The organism is Exiguobacterium sp. s141 (assembly GCF_018618085.1).
GTDB lineage: Bacteria > Bacillota > Bacilli > Exiguobacteriales > Exiguobacteriaceae > Exiguobacterium > Exiguobacterium mexicanum_A.
Window position 1 is genome coordinate 358,474 of the sequence record NZ_JACSLJ010000002.1, and the last position, 19,138, is coordinate 377,611.

Below are 19,138 nucleotides of genomic sequence, written 5' to 3' on the forward strand. Positions count from 1 at the left end.
CTTACTCGCGAGAGAGCTTTTTCACGTAATGAACGGTCCGTTCGACTTCTTGAAAGCCGATCCGTTCATGGAATTGTTGGCTGCCGACGTTTTCGATTTCCGTATCCGAAGCGAGCTCGTCGCATCCGTTCGACCGGGCGAACGCGGAGGCCGCTTCGACGAGGCGTGTCGCCACGTCCTGCTGCCGCGCGGCTTCGACGACGTAAATCCCTTCTATAAACGCGGTCGGGGAGGTGGAGGTGCCAGGGACATAGTCATGACGGAAGCTGAGCTGACAAAATCCGACCGGTTCATCCGTTTCCACGATAAAATAGTGCATCTTGCCGGAGCAGATCCCGAGCCGGACCTCAGGGGTCAGTTCAGCGACGGGTGCGTCTGGCCATAGTTGTCGCATGAGAGCTACCAGGACAAGGCAATCTTGTTCATTCGCTTTTCGAATCTTCATCAGTCGTCCTCCTTATGTTTCGTACGTTCAGTATAAAGGAAAATAACAAATGAAGTGAGAAAGGAGGGAACGATGATGGCGTTCGATGAAGAATTGTTATACACCGTCTCTGAGACGAGCCGCGTCCGATTCACGGGGATCGAGACAGAGACGTCACGTTATGATTTCGGTTTTGTGTACACACATCAATTTATGGGGAAAGTGCTCGTCGTCTGCATGCAGACCGGACAGTCTGCCCTTCTTGACGTCCATGCGCTCGAAGAACCGAGACAGCTCTATCCGATGCTCGGCATCGCCTTGCGAGACACCGGACACGTCGCCGAGTTTTTACGCCTTTGTCTAACTGAAAATGAGACTGAATCCAACCAAACTGAAAATTCACCCCTTGAAAAAATGTAAGCGTTTTCTTATAATGGAACGTAGGGGAAGCAATTCAATCATCATAAGCCACCTTTTCTTCTGATGACACAAAGCGAGCCGGTCCATTGGACCGGCTCGCTTTCGTCTTAGCGGATAGCTTTTGTTTGTTGGATGACTTTAATCATTTGGAGCGACTCGTCTTCTAGACCTTGGACCGGTAGACCGGCCTCGATGTTGGCCATAATATATTCGAGCGTCGATGTCGTGATGAGCTCTCCCGGAATAATGATTGGGATTCCTGGTGGATATACCATGATGAACTCGGCCGAGATGCGTCCGACGGCGTTCTCGAGTGGTATCGTCTCCGTTTCCTCGTAGAAGGCGTCACGCGGGCTGAGCGCGAGTGGCGGGATCTCAGGGAGCATGATCGACAACGAATCGTTTCCAGACTGGTCGTAGACCGATACGACGTCACGCATCCCGTCAATCAACGCTTGAATCGTCGACTCGTCGTCGGCGCTCGTAACGATGAACAAGACGTTCAACAGATCTGACATCTCGACTTCGATGCGGTGCGTCTCGCGCAAGTACTTCTCGACTTCAAAGCCAGTGATCCCGAGCTCGCGGACCGAGACGAGGATTTTCGTCTCGTCGAGCGCGTACGTCGACTCTGAATGAAGTTCGGCGTGACCGTAGACCGACAAGTGCGGCATGTTGTCGATGGTCGTACGAGCCGTACGTGCGAGCGTGAGGGCACGTTCGTTCATCGACTCTCCTTTCGTCGCCAATTGGCGACGGGCCGCATCGAGCGACGCGAGGAGAAGATAAGACGTCGATGTCGTCGTGATCATCGAGAGCATCGCGTGAATCCGTTCTGGTGAGACGAGTCCGCGGCGGACGTTCAAAATGGAACTCCCGGTCATCGAGCCGCCGAGTTTGTGCACACTCGTTGCCGCGACGTCCGCGCCGGCCTGCATCGCCGAGAGCGGGAGTTCGTCGTGGAACGGCAAGTGGACACCGTGTGCCTCATCGACGAGGACAGGTACGTCTTGGGCATGGGCGACGGCGACGATCCGTTCTAAATCACCAGCGATCCCGAAGTAAGTCGGGTTGATGACGAGGACGGCTTTCGTGTCAGGGTGCATCTCGAGGGCGCGTTCGACGGCACTTGCCGTGATTCCGTGGGCGATTCCGTATGTCTCATCATATTCAGGGTGAATGAAGACAGGGTGGGCCCCGGTCAAGACGAGCGCGGACATAACAGATTTATGGACGTTGCGCGGCACAATGATCTTCTCGTTCGGTCCGACGACGCCCATGATCATTGCCATGATGGCACTTGATGTCCCTTGAACTGAGAAGAACGTCTCGTCGGCACGGAACGCTTCGGCTGCGAGGCGCTCGGCCTCGGCAATCGCCGCTTTCGGATGATGAAGGTCATCGAGCGGGGCGATGTTGATCAGGTCGATCTTCAAAGCGTTCTCGCCGATGAAGTCGCGGAACTCAGGGTCCATTCCTTTCCCGCCTTTATGGCCTGGGATGTGGAATGCGATCGGATTCGTGTCCACGTGCGTGAGCAACGTGTCAAAGAGCGGTGTCTCGAGCTGTGTAGCACCTTTAAGTTTCAATAGTAAGTCCTCCTTGATAGCAGTGTGTATATGGGTTGTCGGTTTAGGTTCAATCTCATGTCATTTTAGACGTTTCGTTTTAAAAAACAATGCAACAAAAAAACTATAGTGATTTCTATCCCAACTTGCAATAGTTTTTTTTGTTGATACAATGGTTGTCGAGGTGAAGAATATGCAAATCAACTATCCGATTAATCCGGACTGGACGACTGATGAGCTCATAGAAGTCGTCGAGTTCTATAATCAAGTCGCCCTTGCCAATGAAGGCGGTGTCGACCGCGAAACGTTTTTGGATGCGTATCGGTCGTTCAAACAAATCGTGACATCGAAATCAGAAGAAAAACAACTGAGCGCCGTGCACGACGAACAGACCGGATACTCTACCTATCGTACGGTCCAAGCGGCCCTAAAATCAAATGCAAAGATTATAAAATTGTAACTGCTGGAAAGCATGGGAGAACAGAACAGTTTTCTCATGCTTTTTTGTTATTTGTCTTTTAAATAGGGTACATATTATTAACAGTTATTTCAGGTTTAGCGTCAGTTGAAATGGGAATATACTCACTAAGATAAAAAATTCAAAATAGTCAGACAATTATCTTTCCTTTTTGAATCTCATCTGATATACTCAATTCAACTCACTAAACCGTAACTTGTAGCCCAACTAAAGGAGTGTGGCATCTCATGAAACAAGTGATCGAGGCATTCAAAAGAAAAGACGCAGAAAAACGGATTCCGGTGCTGCGCTTAGAGATTGATTATGAATTGGCAACTCTCTTCGATGCGATGGCGTCACAAGACGATGCCACTGTCCAGGCTAGCAAGCATCGGTTAGAGAAATATCGCCAAGAACTTTTGCGTCTCGAAGCCTGACCCACAACCACTCATTCAACCAGTATTCCATGCGGATACTGGTTTTTGTTTGGTACAATACATAGTAGAGGTGATAAACATGTTGGAATGGTTCGCGATTGACTTGATTAAACAAGCAGGGGAATATATTCGGCAAAAAATCGATGAGAGCTATCGCATCGAACGAAAGACAGGTAAAGGGGATTTGGTCACAGAAATCGATCGAGCCGTCGAACAGTTGATTGTCGACCGTATCCGTGAAACGTACCCCGAGCATCACATTATCGGGGAAGAAGGGATCTCGACAGGGCCGGACGACTTGTCCGGAACGGTCTGGTTTGTCGATCCGATCGATGGGACGTTGAACTTCATCCATCAGAAGCGCATGTTCGCCATCTCAGTGGCCGTCATGATCGATGGGGTCGTCGAATACGGCTTCGTCTATGATGTGATGGCGGATGAGCTGTTCGTGGCGCGTCGCGGCGTTGGGACGACGCTGAACGGTCGTAAGCTTCCGGCCATCCAAGAACATCATGTCCGTGACGCCTTCCTGAGTATGAACGCGACTTGGGTCACGCCGAATCAGCAGATCGCTCCGGAAGTACTCGCTCCAATCGTGCGCGACTCGGTCGGCACGCGGGCCCATGGCGCCGCGTCGCTCGAACTCGCGTGGCTCGCCGCGGGTCGGGTCGACGGGTACATCACGATGCGGAATATGCCGTGGGATTATGCGGCTGGAAAACTGCTCGTCGAGGAAGTCGGAGGCAGAGTCGTCTCAATTTACGGGGAGCCGGTCCGTTATGACGGGAAGACGTCGGTCCTTGCCGGTAGCGAGACGTTCGTCAAAGATGTCGTCAAACACTATGTCATCGCCAAAGGGGCGGCGCCGGAAGTGAGACCTGATCTTCAGATTGAGATTAACGGCTCCTACGACCGTGTCCGGGACTTGCTCGTCTTGGCCAATCCGAACGAGGCGATGGTGCGTGAGCAGTATGAAGCGGGGGAGACATATGAAGCGACGCTCGGCGGAGAACGCGTCGGAGCGTACATGTTGGTGCGGCGCAGTGAAACGCTGCTCGAGCTCGTCAATATCGCCGTCAAGCCGGAGCGGCAAAACCAGACGATCGGACAACGGCTGCTCCAAGACGCAATTCGTCGGGCCGAGCAAAGCGGTGCGAAGCAGATGCTCGTCTGTACGGGCAACTCGAGCATCGTCCAGTTGCGATTTTATCAACAAGCTGGCTTCCGCTTCGACTCGGTCGAGCGCGACTACTTCCCGAGCCATGGTTATCCGCCAATCGAAGAGGACGGGCTCGCCTTGCGTGACCGTATCTGTCTGACACGCGACTTATAAGCGTGTCAGACAAAAGAACAAGCTCATAAACAAGGCCCGGGCGCTGCGCCCGGGCCTTCTGTTATGGACGTCGGTCAGAGAGGACGCGACGGCGTAAGTTGATACCGAAGAACGTGGCGATGCCGCTCAAGGCGAGACTGCCGATGATGATGGCGGCACTTCCTTCGGCCACCCCAATTCCGATGCCGACGAAACCGGCGACGACTGCGGTCGCGATTAAAACGAACATGAGTTGCATGGAGATTCCCCCTTTTTTCTCTAGTCTTCTTTATTGTAGTCAAAAATGATGCGTTTGGAAACGTTAACAGTTGATAACACTCGACAAAGGTGGTAGGACGTGTGCTATACTCTTAAAGTTGAATAAAAGATGAAACTTTTTTAAATAAGAGAGGACTAACTACATGAATGTAAGAACTAACCTTCGGAACGTAGCCATCATCGCCCACGTTGACCACGGTAAAACAACGCTTGTCGATGAATTATTGAAACAGTCTGGTACTTTCCGGACAAACGAAATGGTCGCAGAACGCGCCATGGACTCGAACGACATCGAACGTGAGCGCGGAATCACGATTCTCGCGAAAAACACGGCAATCGATTATAAAGATACACGCATCAACATCGTTGATACACCAGGTCACGCCGACTTCGGTGGTGAAGTTGAGCGGATCATGCGTATGGTTGACGGCGTTATCCTCGTCGTCGATGCACGTGAAGGCTGCATGCCACAAACGCGTTTCGTATTGAAGAAAGCACTCGACCAAGGTCTCCGTCCAATCGTTGTCGTTAACAAAATCGACAAGCCGATGGTACGCCCACTCGACGTTGTCGATGAAGTTGTCGATTTGTTGATCGACCTTGGAGCAGATGAAGATCAACTTGAATTCCCTGTCGTCTATACGTCTGCTGTCAGCGGTTCAAGTTCGTTCGATCCTGATCCAGAGAAGCAAGAAGATACAATCACGTACGTGCTCGACACGATTCTTGAGAACACACCGGCACCAATCGATAACTCGGATGAGCCGCTTCAGTTCCAAGTCACGATGCTCGACTATGACAACTACCTTGGCCGGATCGGTGTCGGTCGCGTCTTCCGTGGGAAAATCAAAGTTGGCGAGTCAGTCTCACTTTGCAAAACAGACGGATCAATCAAACAATTGCGCGTCACTAAATTGTTCGGTTACTTCGGCCTCAAACGTGTTGAAATCGAAGAAGCCAAAGCTGGTGACTTGATCGCCATCGCCGGGATGGAAGATATCAACGTCGGTGAGACGGTCACGCCAGTCGGTAAAGAAGAGCCACTTCCGCTCCTTCGCATCGATGAGCCAACACTTCAAATGCGTTTCATGACGAACAACTCTCCATTCGCAGGGCGCGAAGGCGATTTCGTGACGGCACGTAAAATCGAAGAGCGTTTGATGAAACAACTTGAGACGGACGTTTCACTCCGTGTCGAGAACACAGATTCTCCTGACCAATGGATCGTATCAGGACGTGGTGAGCTTCACCTCGGGATCTTGATCGAGAACATGCGTCGTGAGGGCTACGAACTTCAAGTTTCGAAACCACAAGTTATCATCCGTGAAGACGAAGATGGTACGAAGATCGAACCGTTCGAGCGCGTTATCGTTGACGTCCCAGAAGAGTACACGGGTTCAGTCATGGAATCAATCGGTCTCCGTAAAGGTGAACTTGCCAACATGAACACGAACGACAACGGTCAAACACGTATGGAATTCATCGTTCCTTCACGTGGCCTCATCGGATATCGTAACGAGTTCTTGTCAGCGACACGCGGATACGGAATCTTGAACCACACGTTCGAAGAGTACCGTCCGTTCATCTCTGCTGACATCGGCGGCCGCCGCAGCGGTGTCATGGTTTGTATCGAACCTGGTAAGTCGACGGCTTACTCGATCGGTGCCCTTGAAGACCGTGGAACGATCTTCATCGAGCCAGGTACAGATGTATACGAGGGCATGATCATCGGTGAATGTAACCGTGACGTCGACCTCGCCATCAACGCCGTCAAAGGGAAACAGTTGACGAACATGCGTGCTTCATCAAAAGACTCGACACAAGTCTTGAAACGTCCACGCGTCTTCTCACTCGAAGAGTCGCTCACGTTCTTGAACGATGACGAGTACTGTGAAATCACGCCGGAGTCGATCCGTCTCCGTAAAAAAGTCTTGAACAAGAACGAGCGCGAGAAAGCTGACAAGCGTCGTAAACTTGGTAAAGAATAAGTCGGAAAAAAGGGAGCGCCTAGGCGTTCCCTTTTGTTTTGGATAGTGTAGAATGGTTGTGTAGGAAATAAAGGGGGATTATCAGCTTGAAAGCTTCTCAAACGATGGACATCACACAAATCGATGTGCCGTGGATTGCCTCGCTACTTGGCGTCGGCAGTGACGCGAACGACTTCTCGGTCGGGTTCAACGCGTTAATCATCACGGTCATCTTATTGACAATACTCGTGTTTAAATTAGGTTTTGCGAAACAATTGACGTGGTGGAAGTCACTCGTCGTCTATATGTTGCTCGCACTCGGTGCAGGCACGATGGCGCTCGTCTTCTTCACATGGCCGATTCCAGAAGTTCTCCTTGTCATGGCTGTCGTCTTGGCAATCTACCGGGGTCGCCTCTGGTGGAACCGTCGACAAGGCATCGAATCACATTAAAAAATGGACGTAACGCCCTCGGGCGATACGTCCATTTTTGATTACCATCTCCGTTTTTGCCGGAACGATGGATATAGGTGGAATTGGCCGGTCGCGACACGTTCCGCGGTTCGCGCGGTGATGCGTTCTTGACACGTCTGGCACATATACGTTTTAGCAGGTTTATTACGAAGTCGTTTCGCTTCGAACGACCACGAATCAATCGTATCGATTTTGTCACAAAGAGAGCACTTTACGCGCATGGTCTCACCTTCCTCTTCGTTGATTATAGCATGATTTCAGGAGAGAAAAGCAGGGAAAGAGGTTTGTAAGGGCGAATCCATTTCGTATACCCGTTCGGGAGGAGGGGAGTATATGGCGAGCAAAGCCGCGTTCGAACTCTCAAAGGCACAACAAGGTACGTTGAATGATATGCCATTGACATTTTTAATCACATTTGACGAACCGAAACGGTGGCCGATCACCCATGCCATCAGCTGGGTGCAAGCGCCGAACGAGAGGACGATTCGCTTGGCGTTGACGAAGAATTCGCATGTGATCACGTTGCTCTCGCAGGAAAAGACAGCGAGTCTCATCTTTATAGAAGGAGGCCTGGCTTACAGTGTGGCCTTGTCGCATGTGGCCGAGTTCGAGCCAAGCGTGAAGCCGGGATTGCACCTTCGCTTTTTTGAAGGGCACGTTGAAGAAGTCCGTAACGTCTCCTTTTACGGGGCGACATATGGACAACCGGACATCGTCAAGACGTACGATGTCGAAGCAGCAGAAAAGCTGGACCGTGAAGTCAAGGAGAGTTTGAATTCTTGATCACCATCCTATTTTCGAGGGGCGGCAAAGTCTATGAAAAAAACGTATGTGCTCGATACGAACGTACTCTTACACGATCCACTATCCTTGTTCCAATTCGATGAGCACGATGTCGTCATCCCCGCCATCGTATTAGAAGAGCTTGACGGCAAAAAACGCAATATGGACGAGGTCGGACGTAACGCCCGTGAGACGGCGCGTGTACTCGACCAACTCCGCACGACCGGGAAACTGCATGACGGGGTGCCGCTCGAGAATGGCGGACGATTGTTCGTCGAGATCGGCCATGAACATACCGTCGATTTCCCGTTCGACGTCATGACGAACGATAACCGCATTTTGACCGTGGCACTCGGCCTGATGAAACAATACGAGCACGACCGGACCCGTAAAGTCGTCGTCGTCTCGAAAGATATACTTGTCCGCGTCAAGGCGGACGCGATCGGTATTGAAGCCGAAGACTATTTGACCGACCATATCGTCGATACGACGAACCTATATGCCGGCTACCGGGAGATCGAGGTCGATCAAGCCGTCATCGATGAATTTTACAAAGTCCGTCAGCTGCCGCTGTCTGCGTTGACGAAAAATCAACTGTACCCGAATTCATTCGTCGTTTTAAAAAGCAACGTCTCGAAAGCGAGCGCAGTCGCGGTCGTCGATGCGCTGCAACCGACCCTTCGTCCGCTCTCCCTAGACGTCGAACACGTCTGGGGCATCCATCCGCGCAACGTCCAGCAGCGGATGGCACTCGACTTGTTGCTTCGCGACGATATCCCGTTCGTGACGTTGCTCGGGAAAGCCGGAACCGGGAAGACACTTCTCGCGCTCGCGGCCGGGTTGTCGCTCGTGGAAGACGAGCGTCGTTTCAATAAGCTCGTCGTCGCCCGTCCGGTCGTCCCAATGGGGAACGATATCGGCTACTTGCCGGGGGAGATGGAAGAAAAACTGCGGCCTTGGATGCAACCGATTTACGATAACTTAGAGTTTTTGTTTAATGCCAATTCGAAAGACGAGCTCGGGAACATCTTGGCCGGCATCAAATCGATTCAGCTCGAGGCGCTCACGTATATCCGTGGCCGCAGCATGCCGGACCAGTTCATCATCATCGATGAGGCCCAGAACTTGACGAAACACGAGATCAAGACGATTCTGACCCGCGTCGGGGAGAATTCGAAAATCGTCCTCGTCGGCGACCCGTATCAAATCGATCACCCATATTTGGATGAATATTCGAACGGTCTCACGTACGCCGTCGAACGGTTCAAAGGGCAAAACGTATTCGGCCACGTCCAACTCATCAAAGGGGAGCGCTCGTCGCTCGCCCGGTTGGCAGCCGATTTACTATAATGAAAAACGCCGAGCGGCTGCTCGGCGTTTATTTCGTATTCGGATGAAGTGCCACTTGCACGTTCGATTTTTCGAGCAAGGCGTTCGTCAACATAATCAAACCGGTCACGATGAAGAGGGCGGAGAACCCGAAATGCGCGACGACTTGAGACCCGAACAACGGTCCGAGCAGGTTACCCATGAACTGGGCCGACTGATTATAAGAGAAGATGCGCCCGGCCGCTCGGCTCGGCGTGTGTTGTCGCAAAAGCGACTGCACGGACGGCATGAGCGCCGCGGTGGCGAAACCGAGGCCGAATCGCAACACGACGAGTTGCGTCGTCGACGTCACGAACGCCTGTGGAATCAAGAAGGCACTATAGACGATGAGCGCCCAAAACAAGATGCGTTCAGCCCCGTACCGGTCCGATAGCCGCCCGAGCCGCTGTGCGGAAATGAGCGCGGCCACGCCCGGTGCCGAGGCGACGATGCCTGCGATAAAGGCGAGCGATGTCGTATACGGGTTCAATTCCCGGACATACAGTGTCAGTAACGGACCGACCGACTGCGTCGAGAAAGTGATTAAAAAAGTCGTTAAAAAGAGACTTAAGATCAGTTGCGGATGGCGGAGCGAGGCAATGATCGATTTGGTCGAGTCTAGCCGTTCGCGCGCCACCGGGACGAAGTCCTCTTTGACGAACACGAGTGTGATGATGAACGTGATAAATAGAGCACTGCCGGTCAAGAGAAAAACGGGTCGAAGCCCAATCCAGTCGGCGAGGAGTCCTCCAATCAATGGACCGAGGAGTCCGCCGGTGATGCCACCGGTCGACAAGGTACCGAGCGCCCAGCCACTTTTCTCTTTTGGGGTTTGTGAAGCGACGAGAGTGATCCCCGCCGAGATGAATCCGGAGACGGCACCCATGAGGAGCCGAAGTCCGACGAGTTGATACACGTCTTGGACGAAACTGATGAGCGTCATCACGACAGCCATGCCGAGACTTGCCCGAATGAGCATCAGCTTGCGGCCTTTTTGGTCGGCGAGCCTTCCCCAGAGCGGGGAGACGATGGCGGCCACGAGGAACGTGGCCCCGAAAGCGACGGCTGACCAGGTGACGACGTGATCGGGATTCGTGACCCCGAGCTCTTCGATAAATAAGGGGAGGAACGGTAAGACGAGGCTCATCGAGGCCGCCGTCAAAAAGCTACCGATCCAAACGATGATTAAGTTTTTCTTCCATAAAGGATACGTAAGCGTCACGACCTTTCAAACATGAAGTTTTTCCATAACCTATATGTTACACTTTGTGAAGTAAAAAGTCCAAAAAAATGAGAAGGCGCTATGGCCTTCTCGATCAAGCTTCTGTTCGCACTGCGATATGGTGGACGCCGCGCAAAACTTGCTGATGATGCAAGACGTATACCGGGCCGTCCGTGAGCACTTTCCCGTCCTTCGAGAACTGTAGATAGACGGTGCGCGCCTCATCGATTGGTAGCGTGAGCACCGATTCCCCATAAAAGCGGACGTGTGTCGCCGTAGCGATTGGTTCAGCGTTTTGCAGGAACGGAGCGAACGGCATCGCGAACGAGTCGCGAAGCGCCGCGTCTTTATCGGCCCGAGTCATCGGTTTATTGTGGTCGACACGTGTCCCTTGTGTCAAGCCGTCGTCCCATGCCTTCCCCATCTTGGCATAATACGCTTCATTATCGTTCTCAACCGCGCGGTCGAGTTCCTCGATGTTCCGCTTGCGGTCGTCGAAAATCCATACGGTCGGGTCGATCGTCAACGCGTGACGAACCGCTCCGTCTAGTGGAAAAATCATTGATACGCCCCCTTTATTCACGATACACTGTACATTATACAGCTCTTCCGGGGAAAAAGGGAAACTGCGAGAAACTCGTAGTGAATCCAGACTGTTCATTGAATTATGATGAAATATAATGTACAGTTGAGTTATGACAAACAGTCTGTCATTGTACGGAGGAGGGGTCGTAGTGGCGACAAATTTGGCTGCAGTCCAACGGGAGCAAGCGCTTCAACTATTAGAGGCAGACGCTGAAAAAATCCGTTGTTTGATTGAAGTGCAGTTAGAAAACCTAAAAATGCCGAAGTGCCCGCTTTATGAAGAGGTGCTTGATACACATATGTTCGGTCTATCACGCCAAATTGATTTTGCGGTCCGTCTTGGACTCATTTCAGACATTGAAGGTAAAGGACTGCTCGATTCATTGGAACAAAAGCTGTCCGCCCTCGCGGAAGCTTCAGATTTATGAACCTTATACTCAAACTGTGCAAGCGGCGCTGTTTGAGTATTTTTTTATAATGGGTCAAGGATTGTTGTACATAAGGAAGTGAAAACATGAAAACTCGGTTTCGGTACTTTGATTTCTCACTGTTCATTGCGGTGCTCATGCTTGTCGGAATCAGCTCGATCATGATTTACAGTGCGAGCGTATGGAATCGCGGGGATTACGCGAACAGCGGTTTGTTCTATCGGCAACTCTTCTACGCCGGACTCGGGATTGTCGTCTACTTGATTGCGACGATGTTCCGCTATGAGAACTTTAGAAAACCAAATATTTTGTACGGTCTCTACCTCGTGTCGGTCGTCCTCTTGTTCGTCACGTGGGCGATGCCACCACTCAACGGGGCACGAGCGTGGCTCATCATCGGCGGATTCACGGTGCAACCGGTCGAGATTGCCAAGTTCGTGTTGATTTTATTGCTCGCGAACTATTATCACCAACTGTGGAACAATGAACTGAAAGGGTTGCCGGGACGACTCGGGCGAGCTGCGATCACGAAAAAAAGATTACGGGCCCAAGCCGGTGCCTTCTTCGTGATTCCCGTCATCTATTTCTTTCTCCCGTATGCGATCGCCATCAACGGGCAACCGGATATGGGAGGGCTGTTCGTCCTTGGCGCCATCATGTTCCTCATGTGGCTCGCCGTTGGGGCGCCGCTCCGAATCATCATCCCATCGGTGATCGCTGGGATCGGGGCCGTCTATTTGATGTTCACGACAATCTTCTCGGAAAACCAGCGCAGTCGGATTGAGGTCGTCTTCAATCCGTTCATGGATCCTGAAGGCTATGGCCATCAATTGCTCATGTCGATCATCTCGATTGTACATGGTGGGTTGACCGGTGTCGGTCTCGGCAACAGTTATCAGAAGTATGGGTATCTGCCCGAACCGGAGACGGACTACATCATGTCCATCATCGCGGAAGAGCTCGGTTTTGTCGGTGTCGTCGTCGTCCTCGTCCTGCTCTTTTTCATCGCGTTCCGCGCCGTCAATATCGCTAACCATAGCGATAGTCACTTCGCGATGTTCGTCTCATTCGGCATCGCTGCCCAAATCATGGTCCAAACCGGGATCAATATCGGGGCGATGTCGGGCTGGTTCCCGGGGACGGGGGTCACGCTTCCGCTCGTCAGTTACGGCGGGACGTCACTCATTATGACGATGGGCATTCTCGGAGTGCTCAGCAGCATCTCGATGCGAAACCGGCACCGGGAAGCGACAAGACGGGCTGAGATTCGTGAGAAGTCAGCCGAAAACGTGCAAGGTTCATCGTTACATGTTGTCAGGTAAGAAGGTTCGAACTACTTAAATGGGGGGATTTATGTTGAAACCAATTAGCAAATTACTTGTAGCCAACCGTGGAGAGATCGCCATTCGGGTATTTAGGGCAGCCACCGAACTAGGAATGCGCACAGTCGCCGTCTATTCACAAGAAGACAGCGGCTCGTTACACCGCTTTAAAGCGGACGAGGCATATTTGATCGGTCTCGATAAAAAGCCGATCGACGCCTATCTCGATATCGAGGACGTGATTCGAATCGCGAAACAGTCGGGGGCTGACGCGATTCACCCAGGATACGGTTTCTTATCTGAGAACATCGAGCTCGCACGTCGTTGCCGCGAAGAAGGTATCATCTTCGTCGGTCCGAATGAATCGCATCTTCATGCGTTCGGGGATAAAGTTCGGGCCCGTCAAAGTGCGATCGCGGCCGGACTCCCGGTCATTCCAGGTTCAAACGGACCGCTCACATCATACGAAGACGCGCTCGAGTTTGCGAACGAGCACGGGTTCCCACTCATGGTCAAAGCGGCGATGGGCGGAGGCGGCCGCGGGATGCGTGTCATCCGTACGGAAGCCGAGATGAAAGATTTGATTGAACGTGCCAAGTCAGAGGCGAAGCAAGCGTTCGGTTCAGACGAAGTGTACATAGAAAAATTAGTGGAGCGTCCGAAACACATCGAGGTTCAGATTCTCGGGGACGATCACGGTAACATCATTCATTTGTTCGAACGTGACTGTTCGGTCCAACGTCGACATCAAAAAGTCGTCGAGGTCGCACCGTGTGTGACGTTGTCTGAGGAATCGCGCCAAGCGATTTGTGACGCGGCGGTTAAGCTCATGCGTCACGTGGGCTACATCAACGCCGGGACGGTCGAGTTCCTCGTCACGGAAGACGAGTCGTTCTACTTCATCGAGGTCAACCCACGTATCCAAGTCGAGCACACGATCACAGAGATGGTGACCGGCTTTGATATTGTGCAAACGCAGCTTATGATTGCGCAAGGCGAGTCACTTCACGGCGACGTCATCCATATGCCGAAACAAGAAGACATCAAATTGCTCGGTTACGCGATCCAGTCACGTGTCACGTCAGAAGACCCGGGCAACAACTTTATGCCGGACACGGGCAAAATTATGGCGTACCGCTCTCCGGGCGGCTTCGGGGTCCGACTCGACGGCGGGAACGCTTACGTCGGAGCCGAGATCTCGCCGTATTATGACTCGCTTCTCGTGAAGCTGTCGACACACGGCATGACGTTCGAACAGGCGGCTTCGAAAATGGTCCGTAACTTGAACGAGTTCCGGATTCGCGGCATCAAGACGAACATTCCGTTCTTGATTAACGTGATGAAGCACCAGAACTTCATCAGCGGTGACTACAACACGTCGTTCATCGACGAGACGCCAGAATTGTTCGTCTTCCCGAAACGGAAAGACCGCGGAACGAAGTTGCTCAACTATATCGGCGACGTCACCGTGAATGGATTCCCGGGTGTCGGATTGAAAGATAAGCCGATTAGCCGCTCGGTCCGGATTCCGCAAGACCTTCCGGCTGAAGCCAAACCAGGTACGAAACAGATTTTGACGGAGCTCGGTCCGGACGGCCTTGCCGATTGGATCAAACGTCAACCTGAACTGTTGTTGACGGATACGACGATGCGAGACGCGCACCAGTCGCTTCTTGCGACGCGGATGCGGACACAAGACATCGTCAATATCGCCGAACCGACGAGTAAACTCATGCCAGAGTTATTCTCGGTCGAGGCATGGGGCGGGGCCACGTTCGACGTCGCCTATCGTTTCCTCTCGGAAGACCCATGGGTTCGCCTCATGCGGCTCCGCGAGAAAATGCCGAACGTCTTGATTCAAATGTTGCTTCGCGGCGCCAACGCGGTCGGGTATAAAAACTATGCCGACAACGTCATCGAACAGTTCGTCCATGAGGCGGCCTATGCGGGTGTCGACGTGTTCCGGATCTTCGACAGCTTGAACAACCTCGAGTCGATTCAACTTGCGATCGACGCGACGTTACCGACAGGAAAAGTCGCGGAAGCGGCCGTTTGTTATACAGGCGACCTGTACGATGGCAACCGTCCGAAGTACCACTTGCCGTACTATGTCGATTTGGCGAAGAAACTCGAAGCGAGCGGGGCTCATATTCTTGCGATTAAAGACATGGCCGGTCTGCTCAAGCCAGAGTCGGCGTACGCGCTCGTCTCAGCCTTGAAAGATGCCGTCGACTTGCCGATCCACTTGCACACGCATGACGCTTCCGGCAACGGAATCTTCACGTATGCCCGGGCGACGGATGCGGGCGTCGACATCGTCGACGTGGCCGCGAGCTCGATGTCAGGCATGACGTCACAACCTTCAGGCGGCAGCTTGATTTATGCGCTCGACCATCACACGCGTCAACCAAAAATCGATGCGAAACAGTACGAGGTCATCAGCGACTACTGGCAGGACGTGCGTCATAACTATGAGCCGTTCGAAAGCGACATGCGCGCTCCGCATCCGTCCGTGTATGAGCATGAGATGCCAGGCGGTCAGTATTCAAACTTGCAACAACAAGCGAAAGCGGTCGGTTTAGGCGACCGTTGGAGTGAAGTGAAAGCGATGTACGCCCGCGTCAACATGTTGTTCGGCGATATCGTCAAAGTGACGCCATCGTCAAAAGTTGTCGGGGACATGGCACTGTTCATGGTCCAACATAACTTGAACGAACAAGATGTGGTCGAGCGGGGTCACCAACTCGACTTCCCAGACTCGGTCGTCGAAATGATGCGCGGTGAGCTCGGAACGCCTCCAGGCGGATTCCCGACAGACGTGCAACAAGCCATCTTGAAAGGCGAAAAACCGCTCGACGTACGTCCGGGTAAACTGATCGAACCGTATGATTTCAAGGCGGCGCAGACGAAGTTGTTCGAGAAGCTCGAGCGCCCGGTGACGGACTTCGAACTGCTCTCGAACGCGTTGTATCCGAAAGTGTTCGAGGATTACGTCACCCATTCGACGACGTATGGCGATGTATCCGTCCTCGACACGTTAACGTTCTTCTACGGCTTGAACGTCGGAGAGACGATTCAAGTCGAGATCGAGACCGGGAAGACGCTCATCATCAAACTCGTTCAAATCAGTGCGGCGAACGAGGACGGTATCCGTATTGTCTCGTATGAGATGAACGGGGTACCGCGTGAAATCGAAATCAAAGACGTGAACGTGAAGTCGGCGACGACGAGCCGACCGAAAGTTGATCGGACGAACCCGAAACAAGTTGGTGCTTCGATGCCGGGATCGGTGTTGAAAGTGCTCGTCGAACCTGGTAGCCGTGTCCATCGCGGGGAACAGCTCCTCGTCACGGAAGCGATGAAGATGGAGACGACGGTCCAAGCCGCTCAAGACGGTGAAGTCAAAGCGGTCCATATTAAAGAAGGCGACACAATCCAAAGTGACGACTTATTGATTGAGTTTGTATAATGGAAAGAAGCATAGCGCGGCTATGCTTCTTTTTTAGATAGGAGTGGGAGAGATGAGACGAGTCTGTTGGTTTCGATCGGATTTTCGATTGACTGATAATCATATGTTACACCGGGTATTGAAAGACGCTGCTTCAGGCGATGAATTGGAGTTCGTCTTTTGGCTCAATCCGAACTATTGCGAGCCGTTCGAGACGCGGCACGATTACTTTTTCGCGACGATGCGACAATTTATGGGTGAGCTCAAGGAGAACGGCCTCGGCCTGCGTGTCATCGTCGCCGACACGGCCGAAGCGTTCGTCGAAGCGCTCGGTCAGTTTGACACGCTGTACTTCAACGCCGAGTATGTTGAACCGTTCAAGCAGCGCGACGATGCCGTCATCGAGGCGCTCGGGCAAGACGTCAAAGTCATCCGTCTGCTCGATCGGCATTTGTTTGCCCCGAACGCGTTCACGAAAAAAGACGGCGACCCGTACAAAGTGTATACGCCGTTCAAAAAGGCGGCCTACGCCGAAACGCCGCCCGCACCGTATGATGTCGATGTGACAGCGCTGAAGCAACTCGTCGCGACCGAACATGTCGTGCCTGCTGAGTTACGGCGTCAGTTCGACCGGTGCGAGCGTTCGTGGAAAGCGCTCGGAGAAGCGGCCGCGAAACGACGCTTGCATGACTTTGTCGCCAACCGGATCGACGCCTACGATGAGGACCGCGATATCCCGGCGATCGCCGGCACGAGCCGGCTCTCTCCATATCTACGGACCGGGGTGTTGTCGATCCGCACCGTGGCGGAAGCGGTGCTGTCGGCGCCGAAATCGAGCGGACGCGACACGTATTACGATGAGCTGTTATGGCGCGAATTTTATTATATGATCATGGTTCAATTCCCGGGACTGAAAGACCGTCCGTTCAACGACAAGTATAAGCGCCTCGACTGGGAAGACGATGCCGAGAACTTTCAGGCGTGGTGTGATGGGAAGACGGGTTACCCGATCGTCGACGCGGCGATGCGGCAACTGAACGAGACAGGTTGGATGCACAACCGGCTTCGGATGATCGTTGCCTCGTTCTTATCGAAACATTTACTGATCGACTGGCGAAAAGGGGAACGCTATTTCGAACAAAAACTGATCGACTACGAGGCGGCCTCGAATATTGGCGGCTGGCAATGGGCCGCCTCGGTCGGGACGGATGCGGTTCCGTACTTCCGCATCTTCAATCCGACGACGCAATCCGAGAAGTTTGATACCGAAGGGACGTTCATTCGGAAGTATGTGCCTGAACTCGCCGACCTCGACAAAAAGTCGATTCACTTTCCTGACCTCAGCGAGCGGAACGGATACATCGACCCAATCGTCGACCATAAGGAAGCGCGGGCCCGAGCGCTCGAACGGTTCAAGGATGCACAGTAAATAGGCATAGAAAAAAGGAGCGATGAACGTCGCTCCTTTTCGTATGTTCGATTAAACTGATTTTTGTCGAGCGGACGCGGTCGTCTGCTTCTGACTCCGATACGCATGATATGCCAAGTACGAGACAATCCCGAAATAGCAGGTAATCAAGAACGCATGGAGGAGCGGCACGTATGTGGCATGTCCCCCAAGGACAATCCACGCCCCCGTGCCGACTTGGAGCAAGATGAAGAACAAGGACGCCCACATCCCGGTCTCGACGAGTCGATTCGTCTCCCGTCGCGCCAAGTACAACACGTACAGCGTATAGAAGACGAGCAATCCCGCCATGATCCGGTGTCCCATTTGGACGTACGACTCGAACGTCCAGACGTCTTGGCTACATACCGGCCAGCCCACGCACGCATACGTCGCGCCGAGGTGACGGACATAAGCACCCGTGTAGACGACGACCATCGTATAGATCGTCAAGCCGTAAAGGTGAATCTTCAATCGTTCGGAGACGGCCCGATGTACGCGTTCTCCTTCGAACAAGAGAATCGTCAAAATGAGAAGCGACGCGAACGAGACGAGCGAGATGCCGAAGTGGAGCGCGAGAATCGCGTCCGACTGTTGCCAGATGACCGCACCGGCGCCGATGATGGACTGGATGAGCATAAAGATGAACGCGAGGAACGCGAACACTTTGACGTCATAGCGGTTCTTGACGACCGCGAACGTCCAAACCGTCAATGCGATGATGAGGAGTCCTTCGATGCCGGAGACGACACGGTGACTGTACTCGATCATCGTCTCGACGCTCGGATTCGTCGGAATCAGTTTCCCGTGGCAGAGCGGCCAGTCTGTACCGCACCCGTCGCCGGAGTCGGTTTTCGTCACGGTTCCACCCATGATGAGAACGAGCATCATCCCGAGCGTGACGAGTGCTGAAAATAGTGCGAGTTTTTTATGCATTCGTTTCCACCTGCTTTTGAGAAAAATCACTAGAATTGTGCCTTGTCAGTTTATATTTTTTTCGCCATACTTATTATACGGCTTTACGTCGTAAAAACGAAACGGAAAAGCTTGCAATCGCTATCAAAATCGTTATTCTAGTATTAGCGTAGCGTTTTTACTGTGACAATTATCACACGTCTGTCACAAAAAACTAGCTATTTTACAAGCATAAACGACGTATTCTTTTTGAAAATATGGTATCTTTGTTATGAGTTAGGTG

The 19,138-nt window shown here is 52.6% G+C and carries 19 protein-coding genes; 12 read left to right on the plus strand and 7 right to left on the minus strand.

Annotated elements, in window-relative coordinates:
• Window position 1: 1 nt before the first annotated feature.
• Window positions 2–445: an aminoglycoside 6'-N-acetyltransferase gene (aac(6'), locus tag KNP74_RS06360; RefSeq protein WP_214763850.1), complete on the minus strand. Its 444-nt coding sequence runs from the start codon at window positions 443–445 to the stop codon at window positions 2–4.
• Between the two features lie 75 nt (window positions 446–520).
• On the opposite strand from aac(6'), the gene KNP74_RS06365 reads away from it, so the two are divergent.
• Window positions 521–844, plus strand: coding sequence for a DUF3055 domain-containing protein (locus tag KNP74_RS06365; RefSeq protein WP_052090094.1), 324 nt, complete (start codon window positions 521–523; stop codon window positions 842–844).
• A gap of 107 nt (window positions 845–951) precedes the next feature.
• On the opposite strand, the gene KNP74_RS06370 is transcribed toward KNP74_RS06365, so the two are convergent.
• A complete protein-coding gene (locus KNP74_RS06370) occupies window positions 952–2,433 on the minus strand; it encodes an aminotransferase class I/II-fold pyridoxal phosphate-dependent enzyme (protein ID WP_214763851.1) in 1,482 nt (493 codons plus the stop codon).
• Window positions 2,434–2,605: 172 nt separating this feature from the next.
• Between KNP74_RS06370 and KNP74_RS06375 the strand changes: the two genes are divergently transcribed.
• The 3 genes from KNP74_RS06375 (at window position 2,606) to KNP74_RS06385 (ending at window position 4,639) form a co-directional block, all read left to right on the plus strand.
• Window positions 2,606–2,872, plus strand: coding sequence for a UPF0223 family protein (locus KNP74_RS06375; protein WP_034777021.1), 267 nt, complete (start codon window positions 2,606–2,608; stop codon window positions 2,870–2,872).
• Window positions 2,873–3,117: 245 nt separating this feature from the next.
• The gene (locus tag KNP74_RS06380) at window positions 3,118–3,306 is read left to right on the plus strand and encodes a hypothetical protein (protein WP_015881266.1); all 189 of its coding nucleotides are present in this window, start codon (window positions 3,118–3,120) and stop codon (window positions 3,304–3,306) included.
• 79 nt (window positions 3,307–3,385) lie between these two features.
• The gene (locus KNP74_RS06385; protein WP_214763852.1) at window positions 3,386–4,639 is read left to right on the plus strand and encodes an inositol monophosphatase family protein; all 1,254 of its coding nucleotides are present in this window, start codon (window positions 3,386–3,388) and stop codon (window positions 4,637–4,639) included.
• Window positions 4,640–4,700: 61 nt separating this feature from the next.
• Here KNP74_RS06385 and KNP74_RS06390 read toward each other — a convergent pair whose 3' ends face one another.
• Window positions 4,701–4,877, minus strand: coding sequence for a hypothetical protein (locus tag KNP74_RS06390; RefSeq protein WP_034777025.1), 177 nt, complete (start codon window positions 4,875–4,877; stop codon window positions 4,701–4,703).
• A 163-nt stretch (window positions 4,878–5,040) separates the two neighbouring features.
• Between KNP74_RS06390 and typA the strand changes: the two genes are divergently transcribed.
• Both typA and KNP74_RS06400 read left to right on the plus strand, forming a co-directional pair.
• A complete protein-coding gene (gene typA / locus KNP74_RS06395) occupies window positions 5,041–6,885 on the plus strand; it encodes a translational GTPase TypA (RefSeq protein ID WP_214710549.1) in 1,845 nt (614 codons plus the stop codon).
• Between the two features lie 104 nt (window positions 6,886–6,989).
• Window positions 6,990–7,316 carry a YlaH-like family protein gene (locus KNP74_RS06400; RefSeq protein ID WP_021067005.1) on the plus strand — a complete coding sequence of 109 codons (327 nt, stop codon included), beginning with the start codon at window positions 6,990–6,992 and terminating at the stop codon, window positions 7,314–7,316.
• A gap of 41 nt (window positions 7,317–7,357) precedes the next feature.
• Here KNP74_RS06400 and KNP74_RS06405 read toward each other — a convergent pair whose 3' ends face one another.
• Window positions 7,358–7,558 (minus strand): YlaI family protein, encoded by a 201-nt coding sequence (locus KNP74_RS06405; RefSeq protein WP_128122984.1) that lies wholly within the window; start codon window positions 7,556–7,558, stop codon window positions 7,358–7,360.
• 112 nt (window positions 7,559–7,670) lie between these two features.
• Here KNP74_RS06405 and KNP74_RS06410 point away from each other — a divergent pair, with 112 nt between their 5' ends.
• Both KNP74_RS06410 and KNP74_RS06415 read left to right on the plus strand, forming a co-directional pair.
• Window positions 7,671–8,120, plus strand: a complete 450-nt coding sequence (locus KNP74_RS06410; protein WP_214763853.1) for a PNPOx family protein — start codon at window positions 7,671–7,673, stop codon at window positions 8,118–8,120.
• 33 nt (window positions 8,121–8,153) lie between these two features.
• The gene (locus tag KNP74_RS06415; protein WP_214763854.1) at window positions 8,154–9,470 is read left to right on the plus strand and encodes a PhoH family protein; all 1,317 of its coding nucleotides are present in this window, start codon (window positions 8,154–8,156) and stop codon (window positions 9,468–9,470) included.
• Window positions 9,471–9,498: 28 nt separating this feature from the next.
• Here the strand turns inward: KNP74_RS06415 and KNP74_RS06420 are convergent, their stop codons facing one another.
• Together KNP74_RS06420 and KNP74_RS06425 are read right to left on the minus strand one after the other, a co-directional pair.
• Window positions 9,499–10,710, minus strand: coding sequence for a multidrug efflux MFS transporter (locus KNP74_RS06420; protein WP_034777035.1), 1,212 nt, complete (start codon window positions 10,708–10,710; stop codon window positions 9,499–9,501).
• Between the two features lie 94 nt (window positions 10,711–10,804).
• Complete coding sequence (locus tag KNP74_RS06425; protein WP_214763856.1) at window positions 10,805–11,272, minus strand: hypothetical protein; 468 nt, start codon at window positions 11,270–11,272, stop codon at window positions 10,805–10,807.
• Between the two features lie 172 nt (window positions 11,273–11,444).
• On the opposite strand from KNP74_RS06425, the gene KNP74_RS06430 reads away from it, so the two are divergent.
• From KNP74_RS06430 to KNP74_RS06445, 4 genes are all read left to right on the plus strand, one after another.
• Window positions 11,445–11,723: an Fpa/YlaN family protein gene (locus KNP74_RS06430; RefSeq protein WP_021067011.1), complete on the plus strand. Its 279-nt coding sequence runs from the start codon at window positions 11,445–11,447 to the stop codon at window positions 11,721–11,723.
• A gap of 86 nt (window positions 11,724–11,809) precedes the next feature.
• Window positions 11,810–13,045 (plus strand): FtsW/RodA/SpoVE family cell cycle protein, encoded by a 1,236-nt coding sequence (locus tag KNP74_RS06435; protein ID WP_214710553.1) that lies wholly within the window; start codon window positions 11,810–11,812, stop codon window positions 13,043–13,045.
• A gap of 31 nt (window positions 13,046–13,076) precedes the next feature.
• On the plus strand, window positions 13,077–16,514 hold the full coding sequence (locus KNP74_RS06440; RefSeq protein WP_128122988.1) for a pyruvate carboxylase: 3,438 nt from the start codon (window positions 13,077–13,079) through the stop codon (window positions 16,512–16,514).
• A 52-nt stretch (window positions 16,515–16,566) separates the two neighbouring features.
• Complete coding sequence (locus KNP74_RS06445) at window positions 16,567–17,922, plus strand: cryptochrome/photolyase family protein (RefSeq protein ID WP_214710554.1); 1,356 nt, start codon at window positions 16,567–16,569, stop codon at window positions 17,920–17,922.
• A gap of 51 nt (window positions 17,923–17,973) precedes the next feature.
• Here KNP74_RS06445 and KNP74_RS06450 read toward each other — a convergent pair whose 3' ends face one another.
• Complete coding sequence (locus tag KNP74_RS06450; RefSeq protein ID WP_128122990.1) at window positions 17,974–18,876, minus strand: COX15/CtaA family protein; 903 nt, start codon at window positions 18,874–18,876, stop codon at window positions 17,974–17,976.
• Window positions 18,877–19,138 lie beyond the last annotated feature (262 nt).

What these genes read in the sequence shown, in the direction of transcription:
- KNP74_RS06365 (WP_052090094.1), top strand. Translation starts at nt 521, where the DNA reads ATGGCGTTCGATGAAGAATTGTTATACACCGTCTCTGAGACGAGCCGC.
- KNP74_RS06375 (WP_034777021.1), top strand. Translation starts at nt 2,606, where the DNA reads ATGCAAATCAACTATCCGATTAATCCGGACTGGACGACTGATGAGCTC.
- KNP74_RS06380 (WP_015881266.1), top strand. Translation starts at nt 3,118, where the DNA reads ATGAAACAAGTGATCGAGGCATTCAAAAGAAAAGACGCAGAAAAACGG.
- KNP74_RS06385 (WP_214763852.1), top strand. Translation starts at nt 3,386, where the DNA reads ATGTTGGAATGGTTCGCGATTGACTTGATTAAACAAGCAGGGGAATAT.
- KNP74_RS06390 (WP_034777025.1), bottom strand. Translation starts at nt 4,877, where the DNA reads ATGCAACTCATGTTCGTTTTAATCGCGACCGCAGTCGTCGCCGGTTTC.
- typA (WP_214710549.1), top strand. Translation starts at nt 5,041, where the DNA reads ATGAATGTAAGAACTAACCTTCGGAACGTAGCCATCATCGCCCACGTT.
- KNP74_RS06400 (WP_021067005.1), top strand. Translation starts at nt 6,990, where the DNA reads ATGGACATCACACAAATCGATGTGCCGTGGATTGCCTCGCTACTTGGC.
- KNP74_RS06405 (WP_128122984.1), bottom strand. Translation starts at nt 7,558, where the DNA reads ATGCGCGTAAAGTGCTCTCTTTGTGACAAAATCGATACGATTGATTCG.
- KNP74_RS06410 (WP_214763853.1), top strand. Translation starts at nt 7,671, where the DNA reads ATGGCGAGCAAAGCCGCGTTCGAACTCTCAAAGGCACAACAAGGTACG.
- KNP74_RS06415 (WP_214763854.1), top strand. Translation starts at nt 8,154, where the DNA reads ATGAAAAAAACGTATGTGCTCGATACGAACGTACTCTTACACGATCCA.
- KNP74_RS06425 (WP_214763856.1), bottom strand. Translation starts at nt 11,272, where the DNA reads ATGATTTTTCCACTAGACGGAGCGGTTCGTCACGCGTTGACGATCGAC.
- KNP74_RS06435 (WP_214710553.1), top strand. Translation starts at nt 11,810, where the DNA reads ATGAAAACTCGGTTTCGGTACTTTGATTTCTCACTGTTCATTGCGGTG.
- KNP74_RS06440 (WP_128122988.1), top strand. Translation starts at nt 13,077, where the DNA reads ATGTTGAAACCAATTAGCAAATTACTTGTAGCCAACCGTGGAGAGATC.
- KNP74_RS06445 (WP_214710554.1), top strand. Translation starts at nt 16,567, where the DNA reads ATGAGACGAGTCTGTTGGTTTCGATCGGATTTTCGATTGACTGATAAT.
- KNP74_RS06450 (WP_128122990.1), bottom strand. Translation starts at nt 18,876, where the DNA reads ATGCATAAAAAACTCGCACTATTTTCAGCACTCGTCACGCTCGGGATG.